The sequence below is a fragment of the Pseudomonas sp. 2835 genome (assembly GCF_050435905.1).
Taxonomy (GTDB): domain Bacteria; phylum Pseudomonadota; class Gammaproteobacteria; order Pseudomonadales; family Pseudomonadaceae; genus Aquipseudomonas.
The window spans coordinates 376,972-400,931 of record NZ_JBNDLE010000004.1 but is presented as its reverse complement, the minus strand read 5'-3'; the positions used below and the strand labels follow the sequence as shown (position 1 = coordinate 400,931).

Genomic DNA, 23,960 nt, shown 5'->3' with positions numbered 1-23,960 from the left:
AGCCTAGGCTGTGCTTTGGTAGGTGGGATTCATCCGGCTCTGTTGCAAGGGACCTCATGAAGCGAAAACGGACTCTCGAAGCGCCAAAGTTGTTGGGCATTATCTGGCCATTTGTTGCTGTGGTGCTGTTTCAGGCCTTGCTCGGGAGCATCAGCCTGTATGCGCTGTCGGCGGTGCGTGGTTACGTGGCGGGGGAGAGCTTGTGGTCCAAGGGCCAGAAAGACGCCATCTATTACCTCAATCAATACGCTGACAGCCGCGACGAGGCGGTCTTCAGGAAATATCGCAAGGCCATCGCCGTGCCCCAGGGCGGCCATGACCTGCGTGTGGCCCTCGACCTGCCGACCCCGGATATCGACGCCGCGCGCCGGCATCCTCCAGGGCGGCAACCATCCCGACGACGTTTCCAGCGTGATCTGGCTGTACCTGAACTTTCATCAGGTCAGCTATATGCAAAAAGCCATCGAGCTGTGGGCGGTCGGTGATGGATTCCTGCGCCAGCTCGATGAAGTGGCCGAGCAGATGCACAGCGGCTTTCGCGCAGGCCAGGCCGACGCCCGCAGCGTTGCCGGCTGGAAGGCGCAGATTGCCGCGATCAATGATGCCGTGACCCCGGCCGCGCGGGCATTCAGCGATGCCCTCGGTGAAGGCTCGCGGATGTTGTTGCGGGTACTGCTGGTCACTAACCTCGCCACCGCGCTGTTCCTGATTGCCCTGGCCTGGATGCGTTCGAGCAAGCTGCTGGCCCAGCGCCAGGCCTTCGCCAATGCCCTTGAGGTGGAGAAGGAGCGCGCGCAGATCACCCTCGAGTCGATCGGCGATGGCGTCATCACCACTGATGTCGAAGGCTGCATCGCCTACATGAACCCGGCTGCCGAGCAACTGACCCACTGGCATGCGGCCCAGGCCCAGGGGTTGCCATTGGCGGCGCTGTTCAGCCTGCTCGATGAGAATGCCGAAAAAGACAGCCTGACCCTGGTCGAGCGCGTGCTCGAAGGCGGGCTCAAGGGTGGCAGCGAGCACACCAAGCTGATCCAGCGCCTGGATGGCAGCACCGTTTCGGTGACCCTGGTGGGCGCGCCGATCATGGCCGAGGGCAAGGTCAGCGGCATTGTCCTGGTTCTCCACGACATGACCCAGGAGCGCCAGTACATCGCCAACCTGTCCTGGCAGGCGACTCACGACGCCCTGACCGGCCTGGCCAACCGCCGCGAGTTCGAATACCGCCTGGAGCTGGCGCTCAATGCCATGGCGCGCAAGCCAGCCCGGCATTCGCTGATGTTCCTCGACCTGGACCAGTTCAAGCTGGTCAACGATACCTGCGGCCATGCCGCTGGCGATGAACTGCTGCGTCATATCTGTGCGGTGCTCCAGGCCGGCCTGCGCGAAGGCGACACCCTGGCGCGGCTGGGCGGCGACGAGTTCGGCATCCTCCTGGAGAACTGCCCCCAGGAGCAAAGCGAGCGCATCGCCGAGAGCCTGCGCCAGGCCGTGCAGAGCCTGCATTTCGTCTGGAAGGGCCGGCCGTTCATGACCACCGTGAGCCTGGGCCTGGTGCATATTGCCCAGGGTCCGACCACCCTCGAAGCCTCGCTACGGGCGGCCGACATGGCCTGCTACATGGCCAAGGAGAAGGGCCGCAACCGCGTGCAGGTGTATCACGCCGACGATAGCGAGCTGTCCATGCGTTTTGGCGAAATGGCCTGGATTCAGCGCCTGCACGTGGCCCTGGAAGAAAACCGCTTCTGCCTCTATGCCCAGGAAATCGCAGCGCTCGGCCCCCATGAAGGTGCCGGGCATATCGAGATTCTTCTGCGCCTGCATGACGAGAGCGGCCGGATCATCCTGCCGGACAGCTTCATACCCGCCGCTGAGCGCTACGGTCTGATGACCGCGCTGGACCGCTGGGTGGTGCGCAGTGTGTTCAAGGTCATCCGCCAGTGCCTGGACGAGCAGCGCGACGGCCCGTTGGCCATGTGCGCGATCAACCTGTCGGGCAGCAGCATTGGCGATGACAAGTTCCTCGAATACCTGCAGCGGCTGTTCACCGAGTTCGCCATCCCGCCGCACATGATTTGTTTCGAAATAACCGAAACCAGCGCGATCGCCAATCTGGGCAGCGCCATTCGCTTTATCAACGAGCTCAAGGGTCTAGGTTGCCGCTTCTCGCTGGATGACTTTTGCGCCGGTATGTCGTCGTTCGCTTATTTGAAGCATTTGCCTGTAGACTTCCTGAAAATCGACGGAAGTTTTGTCAAGGACATGCTCGATGACCCGATCAACCGGGCCATGGTCGAGGTGATCAACCACATCGGTCACGTGATGGGCAAACGCACCATCGCCGAGTTCGTCGAAACCCCGTTGATCGAGCAGGCCCTGCAGGAAATAGGCGTCGACTACGCCCAGGGATACCTGATCGAGCGGCCGCAGGTGTTCACCTGCGACAGCTTGCAGCGCAAACGGATTGCTGCAAGGCCCCTGTTGTTCAAGGCGCCGGGGACCTTTCGCTGAGATCCACCGATAATCACAAGGAACAAGGAGCTGACAGTGATTGACGCGTTTATTCGTACTGGTCCATTGATGGACCCCAGCAGTTACCCGCTTTGGGCCCAGCAGTTGATCAAGGACTGCAGCGAGAGCAAGCGTCGGGTGGTGGAGCACGAGCTTTATCAACGCATGCGCGATGGCCGCCTCAGTGGCCGGACCATGCGCCAGTACCTGATTGGTGGCTGGCCGGTGGTCGAGCAATTCTCGCTGTACATGGCCAAGAACCTCACCAAGACCCAGTACGCCCGCCACCCTGGCGAAGACATGGCGCGGCGCTGGCTGATGCGTAACATCCGCGTCGAACTCAACCATGCCGATTACTGGCTGTTCTGGGCCCAGGCCCATGGCGTCAGCCTCGAAGACCTGCAGGCGCAGGAAGTCCCCAGCGAACTCAATGCCCTCAGCGACTGGTGCTGGCATACCTGTGCGACCGATGCGCTGGTAGTTGCCATTGCCGCCACCAACTACGCCATCGAAGGTGCAACCGGTGAGTGGTCGGCGGTGGTTTGCTCTACTGGAGTCTACGCCCAGGGCTTCCCGGAAGAAGGCCGCAAGCGCGCCATGAAGTGGCTGAAGATGCACGCCCAGTACGATGACGCGCACCCTTGGGAGGCCTTGGAGATCGTCTGCACCCTGGCCGGTAATAACCCGTCGGTGGCGCTGCAAACCGAACTGCGCCGGGCTATCTGCAAGAGCTACGACTATATGTTCCTGTTCCTTGAGCGCTGCATGCAGCAAGAGCAGGAACAGCGCCAGCAGCCCGCCCGGGCCCGGGCGGAGCTGGCCGAGGGCTGAGCTTACTGGGCGTTGAACGCCTGGCCGTTGATGCCAGTGCTGTCCGGGCCCATCAGGTACAGGTAGACCGGCATGATCTGCTCTGGCAGCGGATTGTTTTCTGGTGTTTCCGCAGGGTAGGCCTGGGCGCGCATGCTGGTACGGGTGGCGCCCGGGTTGACACTGTTGGCTCGCACTGGCGCCACACCTTCAAGCTCGTCGGCGAGGGTCTGCATCAGGCCCTCGGTGGCGAACTTCGACACTCCGTAGGCACCCCAGTAGGCCCGGCCTTTGCGTCCGACGCTGCTGGAGGTGAAGATTACCGAAGCATCCGCCGACAGCTTGAGCAGCGGCAGCAGGGTGCTGGTGAGCATGAACATGGCATTGACGTTGATCTGCATCACGCGCATGAAGTTGTCGCCCGAGAGCTGCTCCAGCGGCGTGCGCGGGCCGATGATCGAGGCGTTGTGCAGCAGGCCGTCAATATGACCGAACTCGGCTTCGATCATCGCCGCCAGCTCGTCGTACTGGTGCGGCAGGGCGGTTTCCAGGTTGAACGGAATAACCGCAGGCTTGGGGTGGCCGGCCGCTTCGATCTCGTCGTAGACCTGGCTCAGGTTGGCTTCGGTCTTGCCCAGCAGCAAGACGGTGGCGCCATGGGCGGCATAGCTCTTGGCCGCGGCCGCACCGATACCGCGACCGGCACCGGTGACCAGGATGGTCCGGCCTTTGAGCAGGTCGGGGCGGGCAGAGTAATCGAACATGGGGTTACCTCTAGGTAGGTGATGGCTTCATCGCTGGCAAGCCAGCTCCCACAAGGTTGATGGTGGCTTGTGGGAGCCGGCCTTGCCGGCGATGCAAGGCAAAGCCTTGCCAGTACGAAGGTTTCAGCAGCCGCAAAGCGCGTTGTCGAGCACCTTGCGCAGCTCCAGCGGATGATCGACCACCACATCCGCGCCCCAGTTGTTGGGGTTGTCATCTGGATGAATATAGCCGTAGCGCACAGCCGCCGTGCGGGTGCCGGCATCGCGGCCCGACTCGATGTCGCGCAGGTCGTCGCCGACGAACAGCACGCTGGCAGGATCCAGGTTTAGGGTCTTGCAGGCGAGGATCAGCGGCTCGGGGTCCGGCTTGCTGTTCTTCACGTGGTCCGGGCAGATCAACAGCGCCGAACGCTCGCTCAGGCCCAGCTGCTGCATGATCGGCTCGGCAAAACGCACCGGTTTGTTGGTGACCACGCCCCAGATCAGGTTGCCTTTCTCGATGTCGGCCAGCAGTTCGGCCATGCCGTCGTAGAGTTTGCTGTGCACCGCGCAGCCTTGCTGGTAGCGCTCGAGGAATTCCAGGCGCAGGGCTTCGAAGCCTTCGGCCTCGGGGTCGAGGTTGAAGGTTACCGAGACCATGGCCTTGGCGCCGCCAGAAACCACGTCGCGAATCTTCTTGTCCTCGATCGCCGGCAGGCCGCGCTCGGCGAGCATGGCCTGGCAGATGGCGATGAAATCCGGCGCCGTGTCGAGCAGGGTGCCGTCCATGTCGAAAAGTACCGCTCGCAAACGCATGCTTATTCCTCGCGCAGGGTCTGGATCATGTAGTTGACGTCAACGTCGTTGGCCAGCTTGTAGTGCTTGGTCAGCGGGTTGTAGGTCAGGCCGATGATGTCCTTGACGGTCAGGCCGGCGTCGCGGCTCCAGGCGCCGAGTTCGGACGGACGGATGAATTTCTTGAAGTCGTGGGTGCCGCGCGGCAGCAGCTTCATGATGTATTCGGCGCCGATGATGGCGAACAGATAGGCCTTGGGGTTGCGGTTGATGGTCGAGAAAAACACCTGGCCGCCAGGCTTGACCATACGGAAGCATGCGCGAATTACCGAGGATGGGTCGGGTACGTGTTCGAGCATTTCCAGGCAGGTGACCACGTCGAACTGCTCGGGCATCTCTTCGGCCAGGGCCTCGGCGGTGATCTGCCGGTATTCGACGTTGACCCCGGATTCGAGCTGGTGCAGCTGGGCCACGGCAAGCGGGGCTTCACCCATGTCGATACCGGTCACGGTGGCGCCACGCAGGGCCATGGCTTCGCTGAGGATGCCGCCGCCGCAGCCGACGTCGAGGACCTTCTTGCCGGCCAGCTTGACCCGCTCGTCGATCCAGTTGACCCGCAGCGGGTTGATGTCGTGAAGTGGCTTGAACTCGCTCTCGCGGTCCCACCAGCGATGGGCCAGGGCTTCGAATTTGGCGATTTCGGCGTGGTCGACGTTGCTCATGGAACAGTCCTCTGAAACTTGGATAATTTGCGCTTGCCCGCCAGCACTGGCTGTCGGGCGTTTATTCGTTGTGCTCGGCGATCCGCTGGCCCCAGGCGCAGGCGGTGGCGTGCAGGGCCTGTTCGTCCAGGCGGGTCAGGCGCCGGTCGTCAAGCAGTGGCTTGCCGGCGACCCAGACGTGCTTCACGCAATCCCGGCCGCTGGTGTAGATCAATTGCGACACCGGGTCATACAGCGGTTGCTGGGCCAGCCCTGAAAGGTCGAAGGCGACCAGGTCGGCGGCCTTGCCCAGCTCCAGCGAGCCGGTGATTGCCTCCAGGCCCAGGGCGCGGGCACCGTTGAGGGTTGCCATGCGCAACGCCCGGTGGGCATCCAGGGCGCTGGCCGAGCCAGCCACGGCCTTGGCCAGCAGCGCCGCGGTACGGGTTTCGCCGAGCAGGTCGAGGTCATTGTTGCTGGCCGCACTGTCGGTACCCACGGCAACGTTGACGCCGGCTTGCCACAAGCGCTCGACCGGGCAGAAACCGCTGGCCAGCTTGAGGTTGGACTCCGGGCAGTGCACCACACTGGTGTTGCTTTCTACCAGCAGGGCCAGATCCTCGTCGCTGACCTGGGTCATGTGAACCGCCTGCAGGCGCGGACCAAGCAAGCCGAGGCGGGCCAGCCGGGCCAGGGGGCGTTCGCCGCGGGTGTGCAGCGATTGCTCGACCTCGAAGGCGGTTTCATGGATGTGCATATGGATCGGTGCGTCCAGCTCTTCGGCGATGACGCGGATCTTTTCCAGGTTGTCGTCGCTCACCGTGTACGGCGCATGCGGGCCAAGGGCCACGGTGATGCGCGGGTGGTGGCGCAAATCGCCGAACAGCTCGATGCCCTGGTGCAGGGCTTCTTCGGTGCTGCGCGCACCAGGGACGGGGAAATCCAGCAGAGGCACGGCGATTTGCGCGCGGATGCCGCTGTGGTGCACGCGTTCGCTGGCCACCTTGGGGTAGAAGTACATGTCGCTAAAGCAGGTGACACCGCCTTTTACCTGTTCGGCAATGGCCAGGTCGGTGCCTTCGCGGACGAAATCCTCATCGACCCAGCGCTCTTCGGCCGGCCAGATCTGCTCCTGCAGCCAGGTCATCAGCGGCAGGTCGTCGGCCAGGCCGCGAAACAGGGTCATCGCCGCATGACCGTGGGCGTTGATCAACCCCGGACTGAGCAGGCAGCCCGGCAGTTCGCGGGTTTCAGTTGCAACAAACGCCTGGGCCTGGCTGCGCGGGCCGATGAAGACGATCTGGCCGTCGCGGATGCCCAGGGCATGATCCTTCAAAACCACTCCGGCAGGTTCGACCGGCACCAGCCACGCAGGCAGGAGCAGCAGGTCGAGCGGCGTAGCGGGTTTGGGCATGACAGGTTTCCCTGGTCGACTGAAGGTGAGGGCGAAGTATACCCGAGCGTCCGCGCCTGGGGCTCGCTATAATCGTCCGCTTTTGATGTCTGAATGATGGGGTGAGGCATGCGCGATCGACTAATGGCAGCAGAGAAGGTGAAAGCCATCGATTGGCGGGATGGCACCCTTTATCTGCTCGACCAGCGCGCGCTGCCGTCGAAGCAGGTCTGGCTGGCCTGCGAGGATGCCGCCGCGGTGGCCGAGGCTATCCGCGCAATGGCAGTACGCGGCGCCCCGGCCATTGGTATCTGCGCCGCCTACGGCCTGGCCATGGCGATTGCGCAGCGCCTGGCCGCCGGCGGTGACTGGGAAATGGCCCTGGAAGAGGATTTCGAACTGCTGGTGCACGCACGGCCGACCGCCGCCAACCTGTTCTGGGCCCTGAATCGCATGCGCGAGCGCTTGCTGCGACTCAAGGACGGCGATGACGTGCTGGCCATCATGCAGGCTGAAGCCGTGGCCATTCATGAAAGCGACCGTGAAGCCAACCTGACCATGGCGCAGCTGGGTGTCGACCTGATTCGCAAGCACCAGGGCAACGAGCAGGCCATCCTTACCCATGGCAACGCCGGCGCCCTGGCCACCGGCGGCTTCGGTACTGCCCTCGGGGTGGTGCGCGCTGCCTACCTGGAAGGCATGATCGAGCGCGTCTATGTCGATGAAACCCGCCCATGGCTGCAGGGCTCGCGCCTGAGCGCCTGGGAGCTGGCTGGCGAGGGCATCCCGGCCACCATTGCCGTCGATTCGGCAGCCGCCCACCTGATGAAAACCAAGGGTATTACCTGGGTGATCGTCGGTGCCGACCGCATTACTGCCAATGGCGATGTGGCGAGCAAGATCGGCACTTACCAACTGGCGGTCAATGCCATGCACCAAGGCGTGCGTTTCATGGTCGTGGCGCCCAGTTCGAGCATCGACATGAACCTTGAAAGCGGCGACGACATCCTCCTTGAAGAGCGTAGCGCCAGCGAGTTGCTGGCGTTCGGCGGCGGGGCGCCGGGCGCTGATTTCGAGGCGTTCAACCCGGTGTTCGACGTGACCCCGGCCGACCTGATCGACGTGATCATCACCGAGAAAGGCATCGTCGAGCGCCCGGACACGGTAAAGATGGCGCAACTGATGTGTCGCAAGCGTTTGCATTGAGTCTTTGCCATCGTCTGCGGCCTGCTGTAGCGGCTAACGGGCGTTATCGACGAGCAGTAGGGTAGTAGTGCCGCAGGCTACTCCCACCCTCTGGGCGATTGTGGTAACATCCGACGGTTTCCAAGGCCGCCCCACGGGGCTGCCTTTACTGCGCAGATCCATGGCATAACTCGTTGATTTGTCGTAAGTCGTTGCAAGGAGTCACTTTGCAGCGGCGAGCTTCGTTCGTCCCATATGGATGTGACGAGGTTTCACCAGAAAAAGGAATCAGGCTTCTCATGGGCGAACTGGCCAAAGAAATCCTCCCGGTCAATATCGAAGACGAACTGAGACAGTCCTACCTCGACTACGCGATGAGCGTCATTGTCGGGCGTGCACTGCCCGATGCGCGTGATGGCTTGAAGCCCGTGCATCGCCGCGTTCTGTATGCGATGAGCGAACTGGGTAACGACTGGAACAAACCGTACAAGAAATCCGCCCGTGTGGTCGGTGACGTGATCGGTAAGTACCACCCGCATGGTGATACCGCCGTTTACGACACCATCGTACGCATGGCCCAGCCGTTCTCGCTGCGTTACCTGCTGGTCGACGGCCAGGGTAACTTCGGTTCGGTCGACGGCGACAATGCCGCCGCCATGCGATACACCGAAGTGCGCATGACCAAGCTGGCCCACGAGCTGCTGGCCGACCTGCATAAAGAGACGGTCGACTGGGTGCCCAACTACGACGGTACCGAGCAGATCCCGGCGGTCATGCCGACCAAGATCCCCAACCTGCTGGTCAACGGTTCCAGCGGTATCGCCGTGGGCATGGCGACCAACATTCCGCCGCACAACCTCGGTGAAGTCATCGACGGTTGCCTGGCGCTGATCGACAACGCCGACATCACCATCGATGAACTGATGCAGTTCATCCCCGGCCCGGACTTCCCGACCGCGGCGATCATCAACGGCCGTCAGGGCATCATTGAGGCCTACCGCACCGGCCGTGGCCGTATCTACATGCGCGCCCGCTCGATTGTCGAAGACATCGACAAGGTCGGTGGCCGCCAGCAGATCGTCGTCACCGAGCTGCCGTACCAGCTGAACAAGGCGCGTCTGATCGAGAAGATCGCCGAGCTGGTCAAGGAGAAGAAGCTCGAAGGTATTACCGAGCTGCGCGACGAGTCCGACAAGGACGGTATGCGTATCGTCATCGAGCTGCGTCGTGGCGAAGTGCCTGAGGTCATCCTCAATAACCTCTACGCCCAGACCCAGCTGCAGAGCGTCTTCGGCATCAACGTGGTAGCGCTGATCGACGGCCGTCCACGGGTGCTGAACCTCAAGGAGCTGCTCGAGGCCTTCGTTCGCCACCGCCGCGAAGTGGTTACCCGCCGTACCGTGTTCGAACTGCGCAAGGCGCGTGAGCGCGGGCACATCCTTGAAGGCCAGGCGGTTGCCCTGTCCAACATCGACCCGGTCATCGCCCTGATCAAGGCTTCGCCAACGCCGTCCGAGGCCAAGGAAGCGCTGATCAGCACGCCGTGGGAATCCAGCGCCGTGCAGGTCATGGTCGAGCGCGCAGGCGCCGATTCCTGCCGTCCGGAGAACCTTGATCCGCAGTTCGGCCTGCGCGATGGCAAGTACTTCCTGTCGCCGGAACAGGCCCAGGCCATTCTCGACCTGCGCCTGCATCGCCTGACGGGCCTTGAGCACGAGAAGCTGCTGGCCGAGTACCAGGAGATCCTCAACCAGATCGGCGAGCTGATCCGCATCCTCAACAGTGCCGAGCGCCTGATGGAAGTGATCCGCGAAGAGCTGGAGCTGATCCGCGCCGAATACGGCGACGTGCGCCGCACCGAAATCCTCGATGCGCGTCTGGACCTGACCCTGGGCGACATGATTCCGGAAGAAGACCGGGTTGTGACCATCTCCCACGGCGGCTACGCCAAGACCCAGCCGCTGGCTGCCTACCAGGCCCAGCGTCGCGGTGGTAAAGGCAAGTCGGCCACTGGCGTCAAGGACGAGGACTACATCTCGCACCTGCTGGTCGCCAACAGCCACACCACCCTGCTGCTGTTCTCCAGCAAGGGCAAGGTGTACTGGCTCAAGACCTATGAAATCCCCGAAGCTTCCCGTGCCGCGCGCGGTCGGCCGCTGGTCAACCTGCTGCCGCTGGACGAGGGTGAGTACATCTCGACCATGTTGCCGGTCGAGGAATACACCGAAGGTCATTTCATCTTCATGGCGACCGCCAACGGCACTGTGAAGAAGACCCCGCTGGAATCCTTCAGCCGCCAGCGCAGCGTCGGCCTGATCGCCCTGGAACTGGATGAAGGCGACGTGCTGATTTCTGCGGCCATCACCGATGGCGAGCGTGAGGTCATGCTGTTCTCCGACGCCGGCAAGGTGACCCGCTTCAAGGAATCCGACGTTCGCGCCATGGGCCGTACGGCCCGCGGTGTACGCGGCATGCGCCTGGCAGAAGGGCAGAAGCTGATCTCCATGATCATCCCGGAAGAAGGCAGCCAGATCCTCACCGCCTCCGAGCGCGGCTACGGCAAGCGTACTGCCATTAGCGAGTTCCCGGAGTACAAGCGTGGCGGTCAAGGCGTAATCGCCATGGTCAGCAACGAGCGTAACGGCCGCCTGGTCGGGGCTGTGCAGGTGCTCGACGGCGAAGAAATCATGCTGATTTCCGACCAGGGCACCCTGGTCCGCACCCGTGTTGGCGAAGTCTCCAGCCTGGGCCGTAACACCCAGGGTGTGACCCTCATCAAGCTGGCCAGCGATGAGACCCTGGTGGGTCTGGAGCGGGTCCAGGAGCCATCCGAAGAGGAAGGTGACGAGGACTTCGACGCCGACGTGGATGGCACCGAAGTGGACGCCGATGCGGCGCCACAGGCCGATGCCGCTGCCGACGAAGAGGCACAGCCGGAATAACCTGTTAGTAGCGTAATCCTGGTGGGGGAGGTCGCGGCAGTCGGGCACGGCTCGCTGCCCGACCGGCTCCTGCGGACATCAAGAGCAGAGCGAGAGTGGATGTGAGCAAACGAGCCTTTAACTTCTGCGCAGGCCCTGCTGCGCTCCCTGACGCTGTACTGCAGCGCGCCCAGGCTGAAATGCTGAACTGGCGTGGCAAAGGCCTGTCGGTGATGGAGATGAGTCACCGTAGTGATGACTACGTGGCCATTGCCGAGAAGGCCGAGCAGGACTTGCGCGACCTGATGTCCATTCCTTCCAATTACAAGGTGCTGTTCCTGCAGGGCGGTGCGAGCCAGCAGTTCGCCGAAATCCCGCTCAACCTGCTGCCCGAAGACGGCACCGCCGACTATATCGAAACCGGTATCTGGTCGAAAAAAGCCATCGAGGAAGCCCGTCGCTACGGCAACATCAACGTTGCTGCCAGCGCCAAGGCCTACGACTACCTGGCCATCCCGGGCCAGAACGAATGGAACCTGAGCAACAACGCCGCCTACGTGCACTACGCCTCGAACGAGACCATCGGCGGTCTGGAGTTCGATTGGGTGCCGCAGACCGGTGACGTGCCGCTGGTGGTCGACATGTCTTCGGACATCCTTTCGCGTCCGATCGACGTCTCCAACTTTGGCCTGATCTACGCCGGCGCCCAGAAGAACATCGGTCCGAGCGGCCTGGTGGTGGTGATCGTCCGTGAAGACCTGCTCGGTCGCGCCCGCAGCAGCTGCCCGACCATGCTCGACTACAAGGTCGCGGCCGACAACGGCTCGATGTACAACACCCCGGCGACCTATTCCTGGTACCTGTCGGGGCTGGTTTTCGAGTGGCTCAAAGAGCAGGGCGGCGTCGAGGCCATGGAGCAGCGCAACCGGGCCAAGAAAGACCGCCTGTACGGCTTTATCGACAACAGCGATTTCTACACCAACCCGATCAGCGTCAACGCCCGTTCGTGGATGAACGTACCGTTCCGCCTGGCCGACGAACGCCTGGACAAGGCTTTCCTCGCCGGTGCCGACGCCCGTGGCCTGCTCAACCTCAAGGGTCACCGTTCGGTCGGCGGCATGCGTGCCTCGATCTACAACGCCCTGGGCCTGGATGCGGTCGAAGCGCTGGTTGGCTACATGGCTGAATTCGAGAAGGAGCACGGCTGATGTCGGAGCAGGAACTCAAGGCGCTGCGGGTGCGCATTGACAGCCTCGACGAGAAAATCCTCGAGCTGATCAGTGACCGTGCCCGCTGCGCGCAAGAAGTGGCGCGGGTCAAGACCGCGACCCTGGCCGAAGGCGAGACTCCAGTGTTCTATCGCCCCGAGCGCGAGGCGCAGGTGCTCAAGCGCGTCATGCAGCGCAACCAGGGGCCGCTGGGCAACGAAGAGATGGCGCGGCTGTTCCGCGAAATCATGTCCTCCTGCCTGGCCCTGGAGCAACCGCTCAAGATCGCCTACCTCGGCCCTGAGGGGACCTTCACCCAGGCGGCGGCGATGAAGCATTTCGGCCATGCGGTGATCAGCAAGCCGATGGCGGCCATCGACGAAGTGTTCCGCGAAGTGGCGGCCGGTGCCGTCAATTTCGGCGTGGTGCCGGTGGAGAACTCCACCGAGGGTGCGGTCAACCACACCCTCGACAGTTTCCTCGAGCACGACATGGTGATCTGCGGCGAAGTCGAGCTGCGTATTCACCACCACCTGCTGGTGGGTGAGAACACCAAGACCGACAGTATCAGCCGCATCTACTCCCACGCCCAGTCGCTGGCCCAGTGCCGCAAGTGGCTGGATGCCCATTACCCGAATGTCGAGCGCGTGGCGGTGTCGAGCAACGCCGAAGCGGCCAAGCGGGTCAAGGGTGAGTGGAACTCGGCGGCCATCGCCGGCGACATGGCGGCTGGCCTGTACGGCCTGACCCGCCTGGCCGAGAAGATCGAAGACCGTCCGGACAACTCCACGCGCTTCCTGATGATCGGTAACCAGGAAGTGCCGCCGACCGGCGACGACAAGACCTCCATCATCGTCTCCATGAGCAACAAGCCGGGCGCTTTGCACGAGTTGCTGGTGCCGTTCCACGAGAATGGTATCGATCTTACTCGTATCGAGACCCGTCCTTCGCGCAGCGGCAAATGGACCTATGTGTTCTTCATCGATTTCGTCGGTCATCACCGCGATCCGCTGATCAAGGCCGTGCTCGAGCAGATCAGTCAGGAAGCCGTGGCCCTGAAGGTGCTGGGTTCTTACCCGAAAGCGGTACTCTGAGGCTATGAATGGCGCACATGCAGTTTTGAACAGGGTCCAGCTCCGTGGGTGAAGTCGTGGTAAACAAGCCCGGGCCGGTCATCGGCCGCCTGGTGGTGGTCGGGTTGGGCCTGATTGGCGGGTCCTTCGCCAAGGGCTTGCGTGAAAGCGGCCTGTGCCGTGAAGTGGTCGGTGTCGACCTTGATCCGCAGTCGCGCAAGCTGGCGGTGGAGCTGGGTGTGGTCGACCGCTGCGAAGAAGACCTCGCCGCCGCCTGCATCGGCGCTGATGTCATTCAGCTGGCCGTGCCGATCCTGGCCATGGAAAAGCTTCTCGCTCGCCTGGCCCAGCTGGATCTCGGCCAAGCGGTGCTGACCGATGTCGGCAGCGCCAAGGGCAATGTCGTGCGCGCTGCCCGCGAAGTCCTTGGCGCTGGTTTGCCGCGTTTCGTGCCCGGGCATCCGATTGCCGGCTCCGAGCAGAGCGGGGTGGAAGCTTCCAATGCCTCGTTGTTCCGCCGTCATAAAGTCATTCTCACGCCGCTGGTCGAAACCGATCCGGCTGCCCTGGCGCTGGTCGATCAGCTCTGGCGTGCACTTGAGGCCGATGTCGAGCACATGCAGGTCGAGCGCCACGACGAAGTCCTGGCCGCTACCAGCCACTTGCCACACCTGCTGGCTTTCGGCCTGGTCGATTCCCTGGCCAAGCGCAATGAAAACCTCGATATCTTCCGTTACGCTGCTGGAGGTTTCCGCGATTTCACGAGAATCGCCGGAAGCGACCCGGTCATGTGGCACGACATCTTTCTCGCCAACCGCGAGGCTGTCCTGCGCACGCTGGATACATTTCGCAGCGACCTCGACGCCTTGCGCGACGCGGTCGATGCAGGGGATGGGCATCAACTGCTGGGCGTCTTCACGCGCGCCCGTGTTGCCCGCGAGCATTTCAGTAAAATCCTGGCCCGCCGGGCCTATGTGGACGCTATGAACTCCAACGACCTGATTTTCCTGGCAAATCCTGGTGGCCGCGTGTCTGGCCGTATTCGTGTACCAGGTGACAAATCGATTTCCCATCGCTCGATCATGCTCGGCTCCCTGGCCGAAGGCACCACCGAAGTGGAAGGTTTCCTCGAGGGTGAAGACGCCCTGGCGACCCTGCAGGCCTTCCGCGACATGGGTGTGGTCATCGAAGGCCCGCACCATGGCCGGGTAACCATCCATGGCGTCGGCCTCAATGGCCTGAAGCCGCCACCGGGCCCGATCTACCTGGGTAACTCCGGCACCTCTATGCGTCTGCTCTCCGGCCTGCTGGCGGCGCAGCCGTTCGACACCGTGCTGACTGGCGATGCCTCGCTGTCCAAGCGGCCGATGAATCGCGTGGCCAACCCGCTGCGGGAAATGGGCGCGGTGATCGAAACTGCCGCCGAAGGTCGTCCGCCGATGACCATCCGTGGTGGCCACACCCTCAAGGCCCTGACCTACACGCTGCCGATGGCCAGTGCCCAGGTCAAATCCTGCCTGCTGTTGGCCGGCCTGTACGCCCAAGGCAAGACCACGGTTACCGAGCCTGCGCCAACCCGTGACCACACCGAGCGCATGCTCCGTGGCTTTGGCTACAGCGTTGACGTTGATGGTCCCACGGCTTCGCTGGAGTCTGGCGGCAAGCTGATGGCAACTCATATCGAGGTCCCGGCGGATATTTCCTCGGCTGCCTTCTTCCTGGTGGCGGCGTCGATCGCCGAAGGCTCCGAACTGCTGCTCGAGCACGTCGGCATCAATCCGACGCGTACCGGCGTGATCGACATCCTGTGCCTGATGGGCGGCGACATCACCCTGGAAAACCAGCGTGAAGTCGGCGGCGAGCCGGTGGCCGACCTGCGCGTGCGCGGGGCTAAACTCAAAGGTATCGAGATCCCTGAGCACCTGGTGCCGCTGGCCATCGACGAGTTCCCGGTGCTGTTCGTCGCTGCGGCCTGCGCTGAAGGCCGTACCGTGCTGCGCGGCGCCGAAGAGCTGCGGGTCAAGGAATCCGATCGCATCCAGGTCATGGCCGACGGCCTGCTGGCCCTGGGCGTGAAGTGCGAGCCAACCCCGGACGGCATCATCATCGACGGCGGCGTGATCGGCGGCGGTGAAGTGCACGGTCATGGCGACCATCGCATCTCCATGGCCTTCAGTGTGGCCTCGTTGCGCGCCACCGCGCCGATCCGCATCCATGATTGTGCCAACGTCGCGACCTCGTTCCCGAACTTCCTCGCTCTGTGCGCCGAAGTCGGCATCCGCGTGGCAGAAGAGGGCAAGTCGTGAATTCCAACGCACCGGTCATCACCATCGACGGGCCAAGCGGTTCGGGCAAGGGTACCGTCGCCGGTCTGCTGGCCCGCGAACTGGGCTGGAAGCTGCTGGATTCTGGCGCCCTCTACCGCTTGTTGGCCTTCAATGCCAGCAATCACGGTGTCGACCTGACCAACGAAGAATTGCTCAAGGCCCTGGCCGCGCATCTGGACGTGCAGTTCATCGCTGCCGAGCCGGGCAAGCTGCAGCAGATCATTCTTGAGGGCGAGGATGTCAGTAATGTGATCCGCACCGAGAGCGTGGGGGCCGGTGCCTCCATGGTCGCCTCGCTGCCGGCGGTGCGCGAAGCCCTGCTGCAACGCCAGCGGGCATTCCAGGAAGCGCCGGGGCTGATTGCCGATGGCCGTGACATGGGTACCGTGGTGTTTCCGGATGCACCGCTGAAGGTGTTTCTGACCGCCAGCGCCGAGGAGCGTGCTCGCCGCCGTTACTTGCAGTTGAAGGGCAAGGGCGAAGATGTTAGTCTGTCGAGTCTGCTAGATGAGATTCGTGCGCGTGATGAGCGCGACACCCAGCGCGCAGTGGCCCCGCTCAAGCCGGCGGCCGATGCGATCCAGCTGGATTCCACGGAGTTGTCCATCGAGCAGGTGTTGCAACGCATCAAGAGCGAGATCGCCCTGCGCGATATCGCCTGATGACCAGGAGAGGAGGCAGGGGCACCAGTCAACGTCCTGTCGGCTTTCCTTTATATGAACGAAACCCACATTGTCTGGAATGTGGCTGATGGGCGTATGTCCCGCCCTAATCTACAGGAATTAAAATGAGCGAAAGCTTTGCAGAACTCTTTGAAGAAAGCCTGAAAACCCTCAATCTTCAGCCGGGTGCGATCATCACCGGTATCGTTGTCGACATCGACGGCGACTGGGTTACCGTACACGCTGGCCTGAAGTCCGAGGGCGTCATCCCGCTCGAGCAGTTCTACAACGAAGCTGGCGAGCTGACCATCAAGGTCGGTGACGAAGTTCACGTTGCGCTGGACGCGGTCGAAGACGGCTTTGGCGAAACCAAACTGTCCCGTGAAAAAGCCAAGCGCGCCGAGTGCTGGATTGTTCTGGAAGCAGCTTTCGCCGCCGAAGAAGTGGTCAAGGGCGTTATCAACGGTAAGGTTAAAGGCGGCTTCACTGTCGACGTTAACGGTATCCGTGCGTTCCTGCCTGGTTCCCTGGTTGATGTCCGCCCAGTGCGCGACACCACCCACCTGGAAGGCAAAGAGCTGGAATTCAAGGTCATCAAACTGGACCAGAAGCGCAACAACGTTGTCGTTTCCCGTCGCAGCGTCCTGGAAGCCGAGAACAGCGCCGAGCGCGAAGCTCTGCTGGAATCCCTGCAGGAAGGCCAGCAAGTCAAAGGTATCGTCAAGAACCTCACCGACTACGGCGCATTCGTTGACCTGGGCGGCGTTGATGGCCTGCTGCACATCACCGACATGGCCTGGAAGCGTATCAAGCACCCATCGGAAATCGTCAACGTTGGCGACGAGATCGATGTCAAGGTTCTGAAGTACGATCGCGAGCGCAACCGTGTATCCCTGGGCCTGAAGCAACTGGGTGAAGACCCATGGGTTGCTATCAAGGCTCGTTACCCAGAAAGCACTCGCGTCATGGCGCGTGTTACCAACCTGACCGACTACGGCTGCTTCGCAGAGCTGGAAGAAGGCGTGGAAGGCCTGGTACACGTTTCCGAAATGGACTGGACCAACAAGAACATCCATCCTTCGAAAGTCGTACAAGTCGGCGACGAAGTGGAAGTCATGGTTCTGGACATCGACGAAGAGCGTCGTCGTATCTCCCTGGGCATCAAACAGTGCAAGTCCAACCCATGGGAAGACTTCTCTGGCCAGTTCAACAAGGGCGACAAGATCTCCGGCACCATCAAGTCGATCACCGATTTCGGTATCTTCATTGGTCTGGACGGCGGCATCGACGGCCTGGTTCACCTGTCGGACATCTCCTGGAACGAAGTCGGCGAAGAAGCCGTACGTCGCTTCAAGAAGGGCGACGAGCTGGACACCGTCATCCTGTCTGTTGACCCAGAGCGCGAGCGCATCTCCCTGGGTATCAAGCAGCTGGAAAGCGATCCGTTCTCCGAGTACGTTGCTGCTAACGACAAGGGTGCAATCGTTAAGGGTGTTGTAAAAGAAGTTGACGCCAAAGGCGCCATCATCACCCTGGCCGACGACATCGAAGCCACTCTGAAAGCTTCTGAAATCAGCCGTGACCGCGTTGAAGACGCGCGTAACGTCCTGAAAGAAGGCGAAGAGATCGAAGCGAAGATCATCAGCGTTGACCGCAAATCGCGCGTCATCCAGCTGTCGATCAAGTCGAAAGACGACGCTGAAGAGAAAGAAGCTATCCAGAGCCTGAAAGAATCCGCTCCGGAAGCTGCTGCTGACACCACCATGGCCGCGCTGCTGCGTCAGGCAATGGCCAAACAGAACTAAGTTCTGCTGGTGTTAAAAAAGGGCGACTTCGGTCGCCCTTTTTTATGCCTGCGATTCCTCCCCAGCGCTGAAACCCTTGTGCCAGCGAGCTTCTGCGAAATTAGCGGCAAATCGCTATCATCTAGTGCGCCAAGGCGTACTCCTTCAAATTCCGATTAAGTCAAGAACCGCCCTGTTCAAATCCCTCAGGTCATGCTAAAAACAACGGAGCAATGATCTAGCTGCTTGATAAAGAAGGGAAAAATATGACGAAGTCGGAGCTGATCGAACGTATTGTCACCCATCAAGGGCTGCTCTCATCCAAGGATGTCGAGCTGGCCATCAAGACCATGCTTGAGCAGATGTCCCAGTGCCTGGCCACTGGCGATCGCATTGAAATCCGCGGCTTCGGCAGCTTCTCCCTGCACTATCGTGCCCCCCGCGTAGGCCGCAACCCGAAAACCGGTCAGTCCGTCAGCCTGGATGGCAAGTTTGTGCCACACTTCAAGCCGGGGAAGGAGTTGCGGGATCGGGTGAATGAGGAAGAGTCCCCAGAACATTAATCGGATAAAAGGAAGCCTCCGTGCGGAACTTCAAGCGGTTGATTTTGGTCGTATTTCTTTTGATGCTAGCGGCGGCGGTATTGATTTTTGTGCTGGATAATCAACAGCCAGCGTCATTGCATTTCCTGGCCTGGACATTGCCAGCTCTGCCATTAGCGGTTTTTGTACTTATCGCATTGCTGATCGGTTTGGCGGTTGGGCCTCTGTTGGTGGTTGCCGGTCGATTGCTTGGTAGGGAAGGGCGGGGGCGAGCTAAAGTTTGATTTCGTAGCCCGCTTAGCAATTGCCAGTGGCAAGGGCGTGGCTTCAGTAGATGTAAAAACGCTCAACGATAAGAGCGCAGCGAAACCTGATAAGGACTGAATGATAAATGCGCAACACCCCCGAGAGTAATCGGTTAGATCCAGAGCTGGACGTGCTTGAGTTACTGAGAGGCCTTTGGGCGAAAAAACTGATTATCTTGTCAGTCATGTTCCTCGCCGTGTTGGCTGCTGTGATTTATCTGTTCATCGCCAAGCCTGTTTATGAAGCCCGGGTTTTTGTCATTCCGCCGACCCAGAATGGTATCGCTGATTTCAACTACGGTCGTACTGCCGAGGCGGAGCTGAAACCGTACACGGTCAAGGATGTGTACGAGGTTTTTTTGCGTGACCTTCAAGCCGAATCGTTGCGCCGTAGTTTTTTTGAAGAGTTTTATCTGCCATCGCTAAGCGAGTCGGAGCGCGCGGGTTCGCAAACTCGACTGTATGAAAAATTCTCTCGTGAGTTGGTGATTGCGCCCAGTGGAAAAGACGCCCCGGATCGTTATTCGTTAACTGTGCAGGGGCAGAACCCTCAGCGCGTCGTCGCTTGGGCCAAGACCTACGTTATGCGCGCCGGCGATTCGGCTCGTGATGAGATGATAAAGAACGTCACCCGCGAAGCCGAGGTTCGTGCGAGAAATCTGGCTCAGCAGATTGACCGTTTGCGCGAAGGCGGGCAGAAGGTTCGGGAAGACCTTATTATTCAGTTGCGCGAGGCGCTGAATGTTGCGCGTGCAATTGGATTGAAAGAGCCGCCAATCATCAGTGGAACCCTGTCTACAGAGGTGTCTGCAGGTATGGACGGGCACTTGAGCTATATGCGTGGCTCCAAAGCGCTGGAGGCTGAAATTCAGAACCTCGAGCAGCGCCGGTCTGACGATCCGTTCATTACGCGTTTGCGGGATCTTCAGGCCCGGTATGCTTTTTATATGAGTGTCGAAGTCAATCCTGAGAGTGTCGCGGTGTTTCGCATTGACGGTCCTATAGAGCAGCCCGATGCCCCCATCAAACCGAGAAAATCTGTTGTACTGGCCTTGGCTGCGCTGGCCGGATTGCTCTTGGGTATAGGTTATGTCCTGTTGGCGGCAGCCGCGCGCCAGCGTCCGGTTCGAAGCTAATAATTTAAGTGCTCAGTCATGACTCCAAAAGCGGCGGCGCCGCTTTTGGTGTTTCCGGGGCAGGCTCTGTTTTATCGTGCGGCCCGCTTTGCTATCGTGCAGCAAGGCGGCCTGAAAGCGAATTTTCGAGGGTGTAGCATGATTCCGTTCAACAAACCACCTTACACCGGTGCGGAAGATCAGTACGTTATTGCGGCGATGCGCAGCGATAAAATGTCTGGAGATGGCGAGTTTAGTCAGCGCTGCCAGCAGTGGTTTGAGACAAACTTTGGTTGCTTGCGCACGTTGTTAACGCCGTCCTGTACCCAGGCGCTCGAAATGGCAGCACTGCTTCTGGATATTGGCCCTGGCGATGAAGTCATCATGCCAAGCTATACCTTTGTCAGTACCGCCAACGCCTTTGTTTTGCGCGGTGCCAAGATTGTCTTTGTTGATGTTCGGGCCGACACCATGAATATCGACGAAACCTTGGTTGAGCAGGCGATTACCGAACGAACAAAAGCGATTGTTCCTGTGCACTATGCCGGTGTTGCCTGCGAAATGGACACGTTGATGGCCATTGCCGAGAAGCACGGCCTGTTCGTTGTTGAAGATGCGGCTCAAGGCATGATGTCGACCTATAAAGGACGGCCGCTGGGCACCATTGGGCATTTGGCGGCTTACAGCTTTCACGAGACCAAGAACTATACCAGCGGTGGTGAGGGTGGCTTGCTGCTGATTAATGACGAGCGCTTTGTTTTGCGTGCAGAAGTCATTCGTGAGAAAGGTACGAACCGCTCGCAGTTCTTTCGTGGGCAGGTCGACAAGTACACTTGGCGTGACATTGGCTCAAGTTTCTTGCCGGGCGAGTTGCAGGCTGCTTACCTCTATGCTCAGTTGGAAAAATCGAAAGAGATCAACGCCCGTCGACTGCAAATCTGGGATATGTATCACCAGGCCTTTGCGGCTTCGGAATCGCAAGGGCTGGTTCAGCGTCCCCGGGTTCCGGAAGGCTGCGAGCACAATGGCCATATGTACTACCTGAAACTCCAGTCGCTCGACCAGCGTGCGCAGTTCATCAGCCATATGCGTCAGCGCGAAATCTTGACGCCATTCCACTATATTCCTCTGCATGCCAGCCCTGCAGGCCAGCAGTTCGGCAGGTTTGTCGGTGACGACGTAGTAACGACTCGTGACAGTGAACGACTGGTTCGCCTTCCGGTGTGGTTCAACATGACTGATGCCATGGTGGCTACCGTCATTGATGCAGCGCTCGAGGGGCTGAGTTCAATTCAATGAGTGCTGTCCGTTCAGCCCTGTTCACCGGTGGCGCCCATGCATCGAAAGTGCTCATGGGCTTCATCCTCCTGAAGGTCATGGCTGTTTATCTTGGTCCGGAGGGCGTAGGTAAGCTCGGGCACCTGATGAGTGTTGTCAGTGTACTGACGATTCTCTCAGGCGGTGGCATTATCAATGCGCTGGTCAAGTACTGTTCTGAGTTTCATCAGACTCCCAGAAGGTTACTGCGATTCATCTCGGCTGCGGTCACCTATGCCCTGTCATTTTCCGTGCTGGTTTGTATCGCGGGGATCGTGCTGTCGCGGCCGCTTTCGCTGTTTGTTTTTGGTGTCGATGATTACCAGTCGATCATCATTTTGCTGGCCGTTGCTCAATTGGCACTGGCGTTTGCGAATGTGGTTTTCGGTGTCACCAATGGCCTGCGTGTAACCCACGTTTTTGCCTACAGCCAAATTCTCGGCAACGTCCTTGCGGTCCCCTTGTTGTGGTTCTGTATCTCCCGTTATATGGAGTATGGCGCCGGGGTTTCGATCGTCCTGGCTTCATCCTTGTGTGCTCTGCCAGCACTGTACTTTTATCGTCGTTCACCTTTCTGGGGGCGGATTAGACTGTTCAGGATTGACTTGTTGTCGTTCAGGCAGTTGTTTGCCTATACAACGATGTTGGTTGTCAGCACCCTGGCGTTTCCGCTGGTTGAAATTACTGTACGGAGTATGTTGATTTCTCAGGTGGGTTACCACGACGCGGGAATCTGGCAGGCGGCGATCCGTTTTTCGGCGGCGTACCTGGGTTTCTTCACCATGTTCCTGGCCTTCTATTTTGTGCCGCGGATTTCACCTGAGACAAACAGTGCTGTTGTGGTGAAGATGACGCTACGGCACCTGTATCTGGTCCAGGCAATTTTTCTGCTTGGTGCCGGGACGCTGTACCTGGGGCGAGCATTTTTTATCCAGCTTATTTTTTCCGAAGAGTTCAGTCCGTTGACCGATCTGATTATCTATCAGTTGGTAGGGGATTTTTTCAAAATATCCGCATACGTAATCGGTTTTATCGCCGTGGCGAAGGCTGCAACGAAATTATATATTGTTGCGGAGGTGCTCCAGGGCGGTTTGTTTTTAGTGGGTGCCTGGCTGATGAGTCGTGCTCAGGTGGGCGTTGAAAGTGTTATGCAGGCATATGTTGGTACGTATGTCCTGTACTTTGTTATTTGCCTGATCGGTTTACTGATCTATATGAGGAAGCAGCGTTGAGTCTCAAGCAACCCGGTGCGTCGGCGTCTGCGCGACCCGCGTCTGGCGCCAAGGTCATACACTTGTCCAGCAATGATTTTGGTGGCGCCGGCAGTGCTGCTTTGCGTTTTCATGCCTCCTTGCTGGCGGCTGGGCACGACTCGCAGCTGTTTGTGGCTGAGTCCCGCTCGTCTCAGTCAGTGGCGGCAGTAACCCCCGTTGTCAGCGAACTGCTTAAGGTGCGAGTCAAGGCGTTTGCGCGTAAGCATTTGCCCGCTCGGGTGTTCTCCAGGGTGCGCGCGTATTTCGCACGGCGCGAGCGATTTTCAGCGAAAAGAAAGTACCTGTTCTTTTCGGTTGGCGAATCCGCGGTTCAAGGTATCAATCCCGAGCTGGTCCAGCGCATTACCTCAGCAGATGTACTTTTTGTGCACTGGGTCGCGGGCTTTGCCAATAGCTTCGATGTCCTGCAGATCCAGAGGAACACTGGCTGCAAGGTGTATTACACCTCCATGGACATGGCGCACCTTACCGGCGGCTGCCATTACTACTGGCAGTGCACCGGCTTCCAGGTGGATTGCTCTGATTGCCCGGCGCTCGATCAGCGTCAGAAAAATTATGCGGCTTATCAGTTGCGCGCCAAGTCGGTGAATATACTTCAGATGAAGGCGACATTATTGTCGGGTAGCCAGCGTATCCATGCGGCCGGAAAGCGCTCTGCCATTCAATATGCTGACCATCAGCTGTTGTCCCTGCCGCTGGACGCCAACCTGTTCAAGCCAGAATTGGCACAGCGTGCTCCGGGGCGTTCGGTGCAGTTCCGGATGCTCACCAATGCCAACGATGCTGATGACCCGCGCAAGGGTTTTGAATACCTCACCCAGGTGCTCGTCTGTCTCGAGCAGCAGTTGCACGCGGGCGAGGAGATTGGTCTCCTGTGCCTGGCGCCGGATCGCTTCTCTCATCTGGGTCTTGAGCGTGTTAAAGTGAGCCAATTCGACTACTGTCAAGGCGATGCCGCGTTGGCGGCGCTTTATCGTAGGGCGGATCTGTTTGTCAGTACATCAATCGAAGATGCTGGCCCTATGATGGTAGGGGAGGCGCTAATGTGTGGCGTCCCCGTAGTGGCATTTGATGTCGGCATCGCCACGGAGCTCGTGGAAGAGGGTCGCAATGGTTATATTGTCGACCGGCTTGATGTCCGGCAAATGGCAGCACGTATCCTTACTGTTTACCGGGCGCAAGCGCCTGATCTCGAGCAACCCGGCGTCATTCACGAGCGTGCATCGCGTGTGTTCAGTCATCTGCACTGGGCTGACAGGGTTTCTGATTTGATTTCGGCTGAAATATAGAACTG

At 60.1% G+C, this 23,960-nt stretch carries 18 protein-coding genes and 1 pseudogene; 15 read left to right on the top strand and 4 right to left on the bottom strand.

Annotation, left to right across the window (positions count from 1 at the left end; all coding sequences use genetic code 11):
* The first annotated feature begins 56 nt into the window (after positions 1–56).
* Positions 57–2,511, top strand: a pseudogene (locus ABIE20_RS08200) (EAL domain-containing protein).
* A 36-nt stretch (positions 2,512–2,547) separates the two neighbouring features.
* On the top strand, positions 2,548–3,342 hold the full coding sequence (locus ABIE20_RS08195) for a TenA family transcriptional regulator (protein WP_429504225.1): 795 nt from the start codon (positions 2,548–2,550) through the stop codon (positions 3,340–3,342).
* Positions 3,343–3,344: 2 nt separating this feature from the next.
* Here ABIE20_RS08195 and ABIE20_RS08190 read toward each other — a convergent pair whose 3' ends face one another.
* From ABIE20_RS08190 to ABIE20_RS08175, 4 genes are all read right to left on the bottom strand, one after another.
* Positions 3,345–4,085, bottom strand: a complete 741-nt coding sequence (locus ABIE20_RS08190) for a YciK family oxidoreductase (RefSeq protein WP_045195402.1) — start codon at positions 4,083–4,085, stop codon at positions 3,345–3,347.
* Positions 4,086–4,208: 123 nt separating this feature from the next.
* On the bottom strand, positions 4,209–4,880 hold the full coding sequence (gene mupP / locus ABIE20_RS08185) for an N-acetylmuramic acid 6-phosphate phosphatase MupP (protein WP_429504223.1): 672 nt from the start codon (positions 4,878–4,880) through the stop codon (positions 4,209–4,211).
* A gap of 2 nt (positions 4,881–4,882) precedes the next feature.
* Complete coding sequence (gene ubiG, locus ABIE20_RS08180; RefSeq protein ID WP_036996554.1) at positions 4,883–5,581, bottom strand: bifunctional 2-polyprenyl-6-hydroxyphenol methylase/3-demethylubiquinol 3-O-methyltransferase UbiG; 699 nt, start codon at positions 5,579–5,581, stop codon at positions 4,883–4,885.
* Positions 5,582–5,642: 61 nt separating this feature from the next.
* Positions 5,643–6,974: a TRZ/ATZ family hydrolase gene (locus ABIE20_RS08175; RefSeq protein WP_429504220.1), complete on the bottom strand. Its 1,332-nt coding sequence runs from the start codon at positions 6,972–6,974 to the stop codon at positions 5,643–5,645.
* A 108-nt stretch (positions 6,975–7,082) separates the two neighbouring features.
* Between ABIE20_RS08175 and mtnA the strand changes: the two genes are divergently transcribed.
* The 13 genes from mtnA (at position 7,083) to ABIE20_RS08110 (ending at position 23,955) form a co-directional block, all read left to right on the top strand.
* Positions 7,083–8,159: an S-methyl-5-thioribose-1-phosphate isomerase gene (gene mtnA, locus ABIE20_RS08170; RefSeq protein ID WP_429504219.1), complete on the top strand. Its 1,077-nt coding sequence runs from the start codon at positions 7,083–7,085 to the stop codon at positions 8,157–8,159.
* A 278-nt stretch (positions 8,160–8,437) separates the two neighbouring features.
* The gene (gyrA, locus tag ABIE20_RS08165; protein ID WP_429504217.1) at positions 8,438–11,080 is read left to right on the top strand and encodes a DNA gyrase subunit A; all 2,643 of its coding nucleotides are present in this window, start codon (positions 8,438–8,440) and stop codon (positions 11,078–11,080) included.
* A 101-nt stretch (positions 11,081–11,181) separates the two neighbouring features.
* Positions 11,182–12,267 (top strand): 3-phosphoserine/phosphohydroxythreonine transaminase, encoded by a 1,086-nt coding sequence (gene serC / locus ABIE20_RS08160; protein ID WP_045195761.1) that lies wholly within the window; start codon positions 11,182–11,184, stop codon positions 12,265–12,267.
* Positions 12,267–13,361, top strand: coding sequence for a prephenate dehydratase (gene pheA / locus ABIE20_RS08155; RefSeq protein ID WP_134061674.1), 1,095 nt, complete (start codon positions 12,267–12,269; stop codon positions 13,359–13,361). Before serC ends, pheA begins: the two co-directional genes overlap by 1 nt.
* Before the next feature lie 44 nt (positions 13,362–13,405).
* The gene (locus tag ABIE20_RS08150; RefSeq protein WP_429504214.1) at positions 13,406–15,646 is read left to right on the top strand and encodes a bifunctional prephenate dehydrogenase/3-phosphoshikimate 1-carboxyvinyltransferase; all 2,241 of its coding nucleotides are present in this window, start codon (positions 13,406–13,408) and stop codon (positions 15,644–15,646) included.
* Positions 15,643–16,329: a (d)CMP kinase gene (gene cmk, locus ABIE20_RS08145; RefSeq protein WP_429504213.1), complete on the top strand. Its 687-nt coding sequence runs from the start codon at positions 15,643–15,645 to the stop codon at positions 16,327–16,329. Before ABIE20_RS08150 ends, cmk begins: the two co-directional genes overlap by 4 nt.
* Positions 16,330–16,454: 125 nt before the next feature.
* Entirely contained in the window at positions 16,455–18,134 is a 1,680-nt protein-coding gene (gene rpsA / locus ABIE20_RS08140) for a 30S ribosomal protein S1 (RefSeq protein ID WP_429504211.1), read from the top strand.
* 245 nt (positions 18,135–18,379) lie between these two features.
* Complete coding sequence (gene ihfB / locus ABIE20_RS08135) at positions 18,380–18,676, top strand: integration host factor subunit beta (RefSeq protein WP_429504210.1); 297 nt, start codon at positions 18,380–18,382, stop codon at positions 18,674–18,676.
* Positions 18,677–18,696: 20 nt separating this feature from the next.
* The gene (locus tag ABIE20_RS08130) at positions 18,697–18,939 is read left to right on the top strand and encodes a lipopolysaccharide assembly protein LapA domain-containing protein (RefSeq protein ID WP_429504208.1); all 243 of its coding nucleotides are present in this window, start codon (positions 18,697–18,699) and stop codon (positions 18,937–18,939) included.
* A 107-nt stretch (positions 18,940–19,046) separates the two neighbouring features.
* A complete protein-coding gene (locus ABIE20_RS08125) occupies positions 19,047–20,096 on the top strand; it encodes an LPS O-antigen chain length determinant protein WzzB (RefSeq protein WP_429504206.1) in 1,050 nt (349 codons plus the stop codon).
* A gap of 138 nt (positions 20,097–20,234) precedes the next feature.
* Complete coding sequence (gene rffA, locus ABIE20_RS08120) at positions 20,235–21,374, top strand: dTDP-4-amino-4,6-dideoxygalactose transaminase (RefSeq protein ID WP_429504283.1); 1,140 nt, start codon at positions 20,235–20,237, stop codon at positions 21,372–21,374.
* Positions 21,371–22,624, top strand: a complete 1,254-nt coding sequence (locus ABIE20_RS08115) for an O-antigen translocase (RefSeq protein WP_429504204.1) — start codon at positions 21,371–21,373, stop codon at positions 22,622–22,624. Before rffA ends, ABIE20_RS08115 begins: the two co-directional genes overlap by 4 nt.
* A gap of 62 nt (positions 22,625–22,686) precedes the next feature.
* Positions 22,687–23,955: a glycosyltransferase gene (locus ABIE20_RS08110; RefSeq protein WP_429504202.1), complete on the top strand. Its 1,269-nt coding sequence runs from the start codon at positions 22,687–22,689 to the stop codon at positions 23,953–23,955.
* Positions 23,956–23,960: the final 5 nt, after the last annotated feature.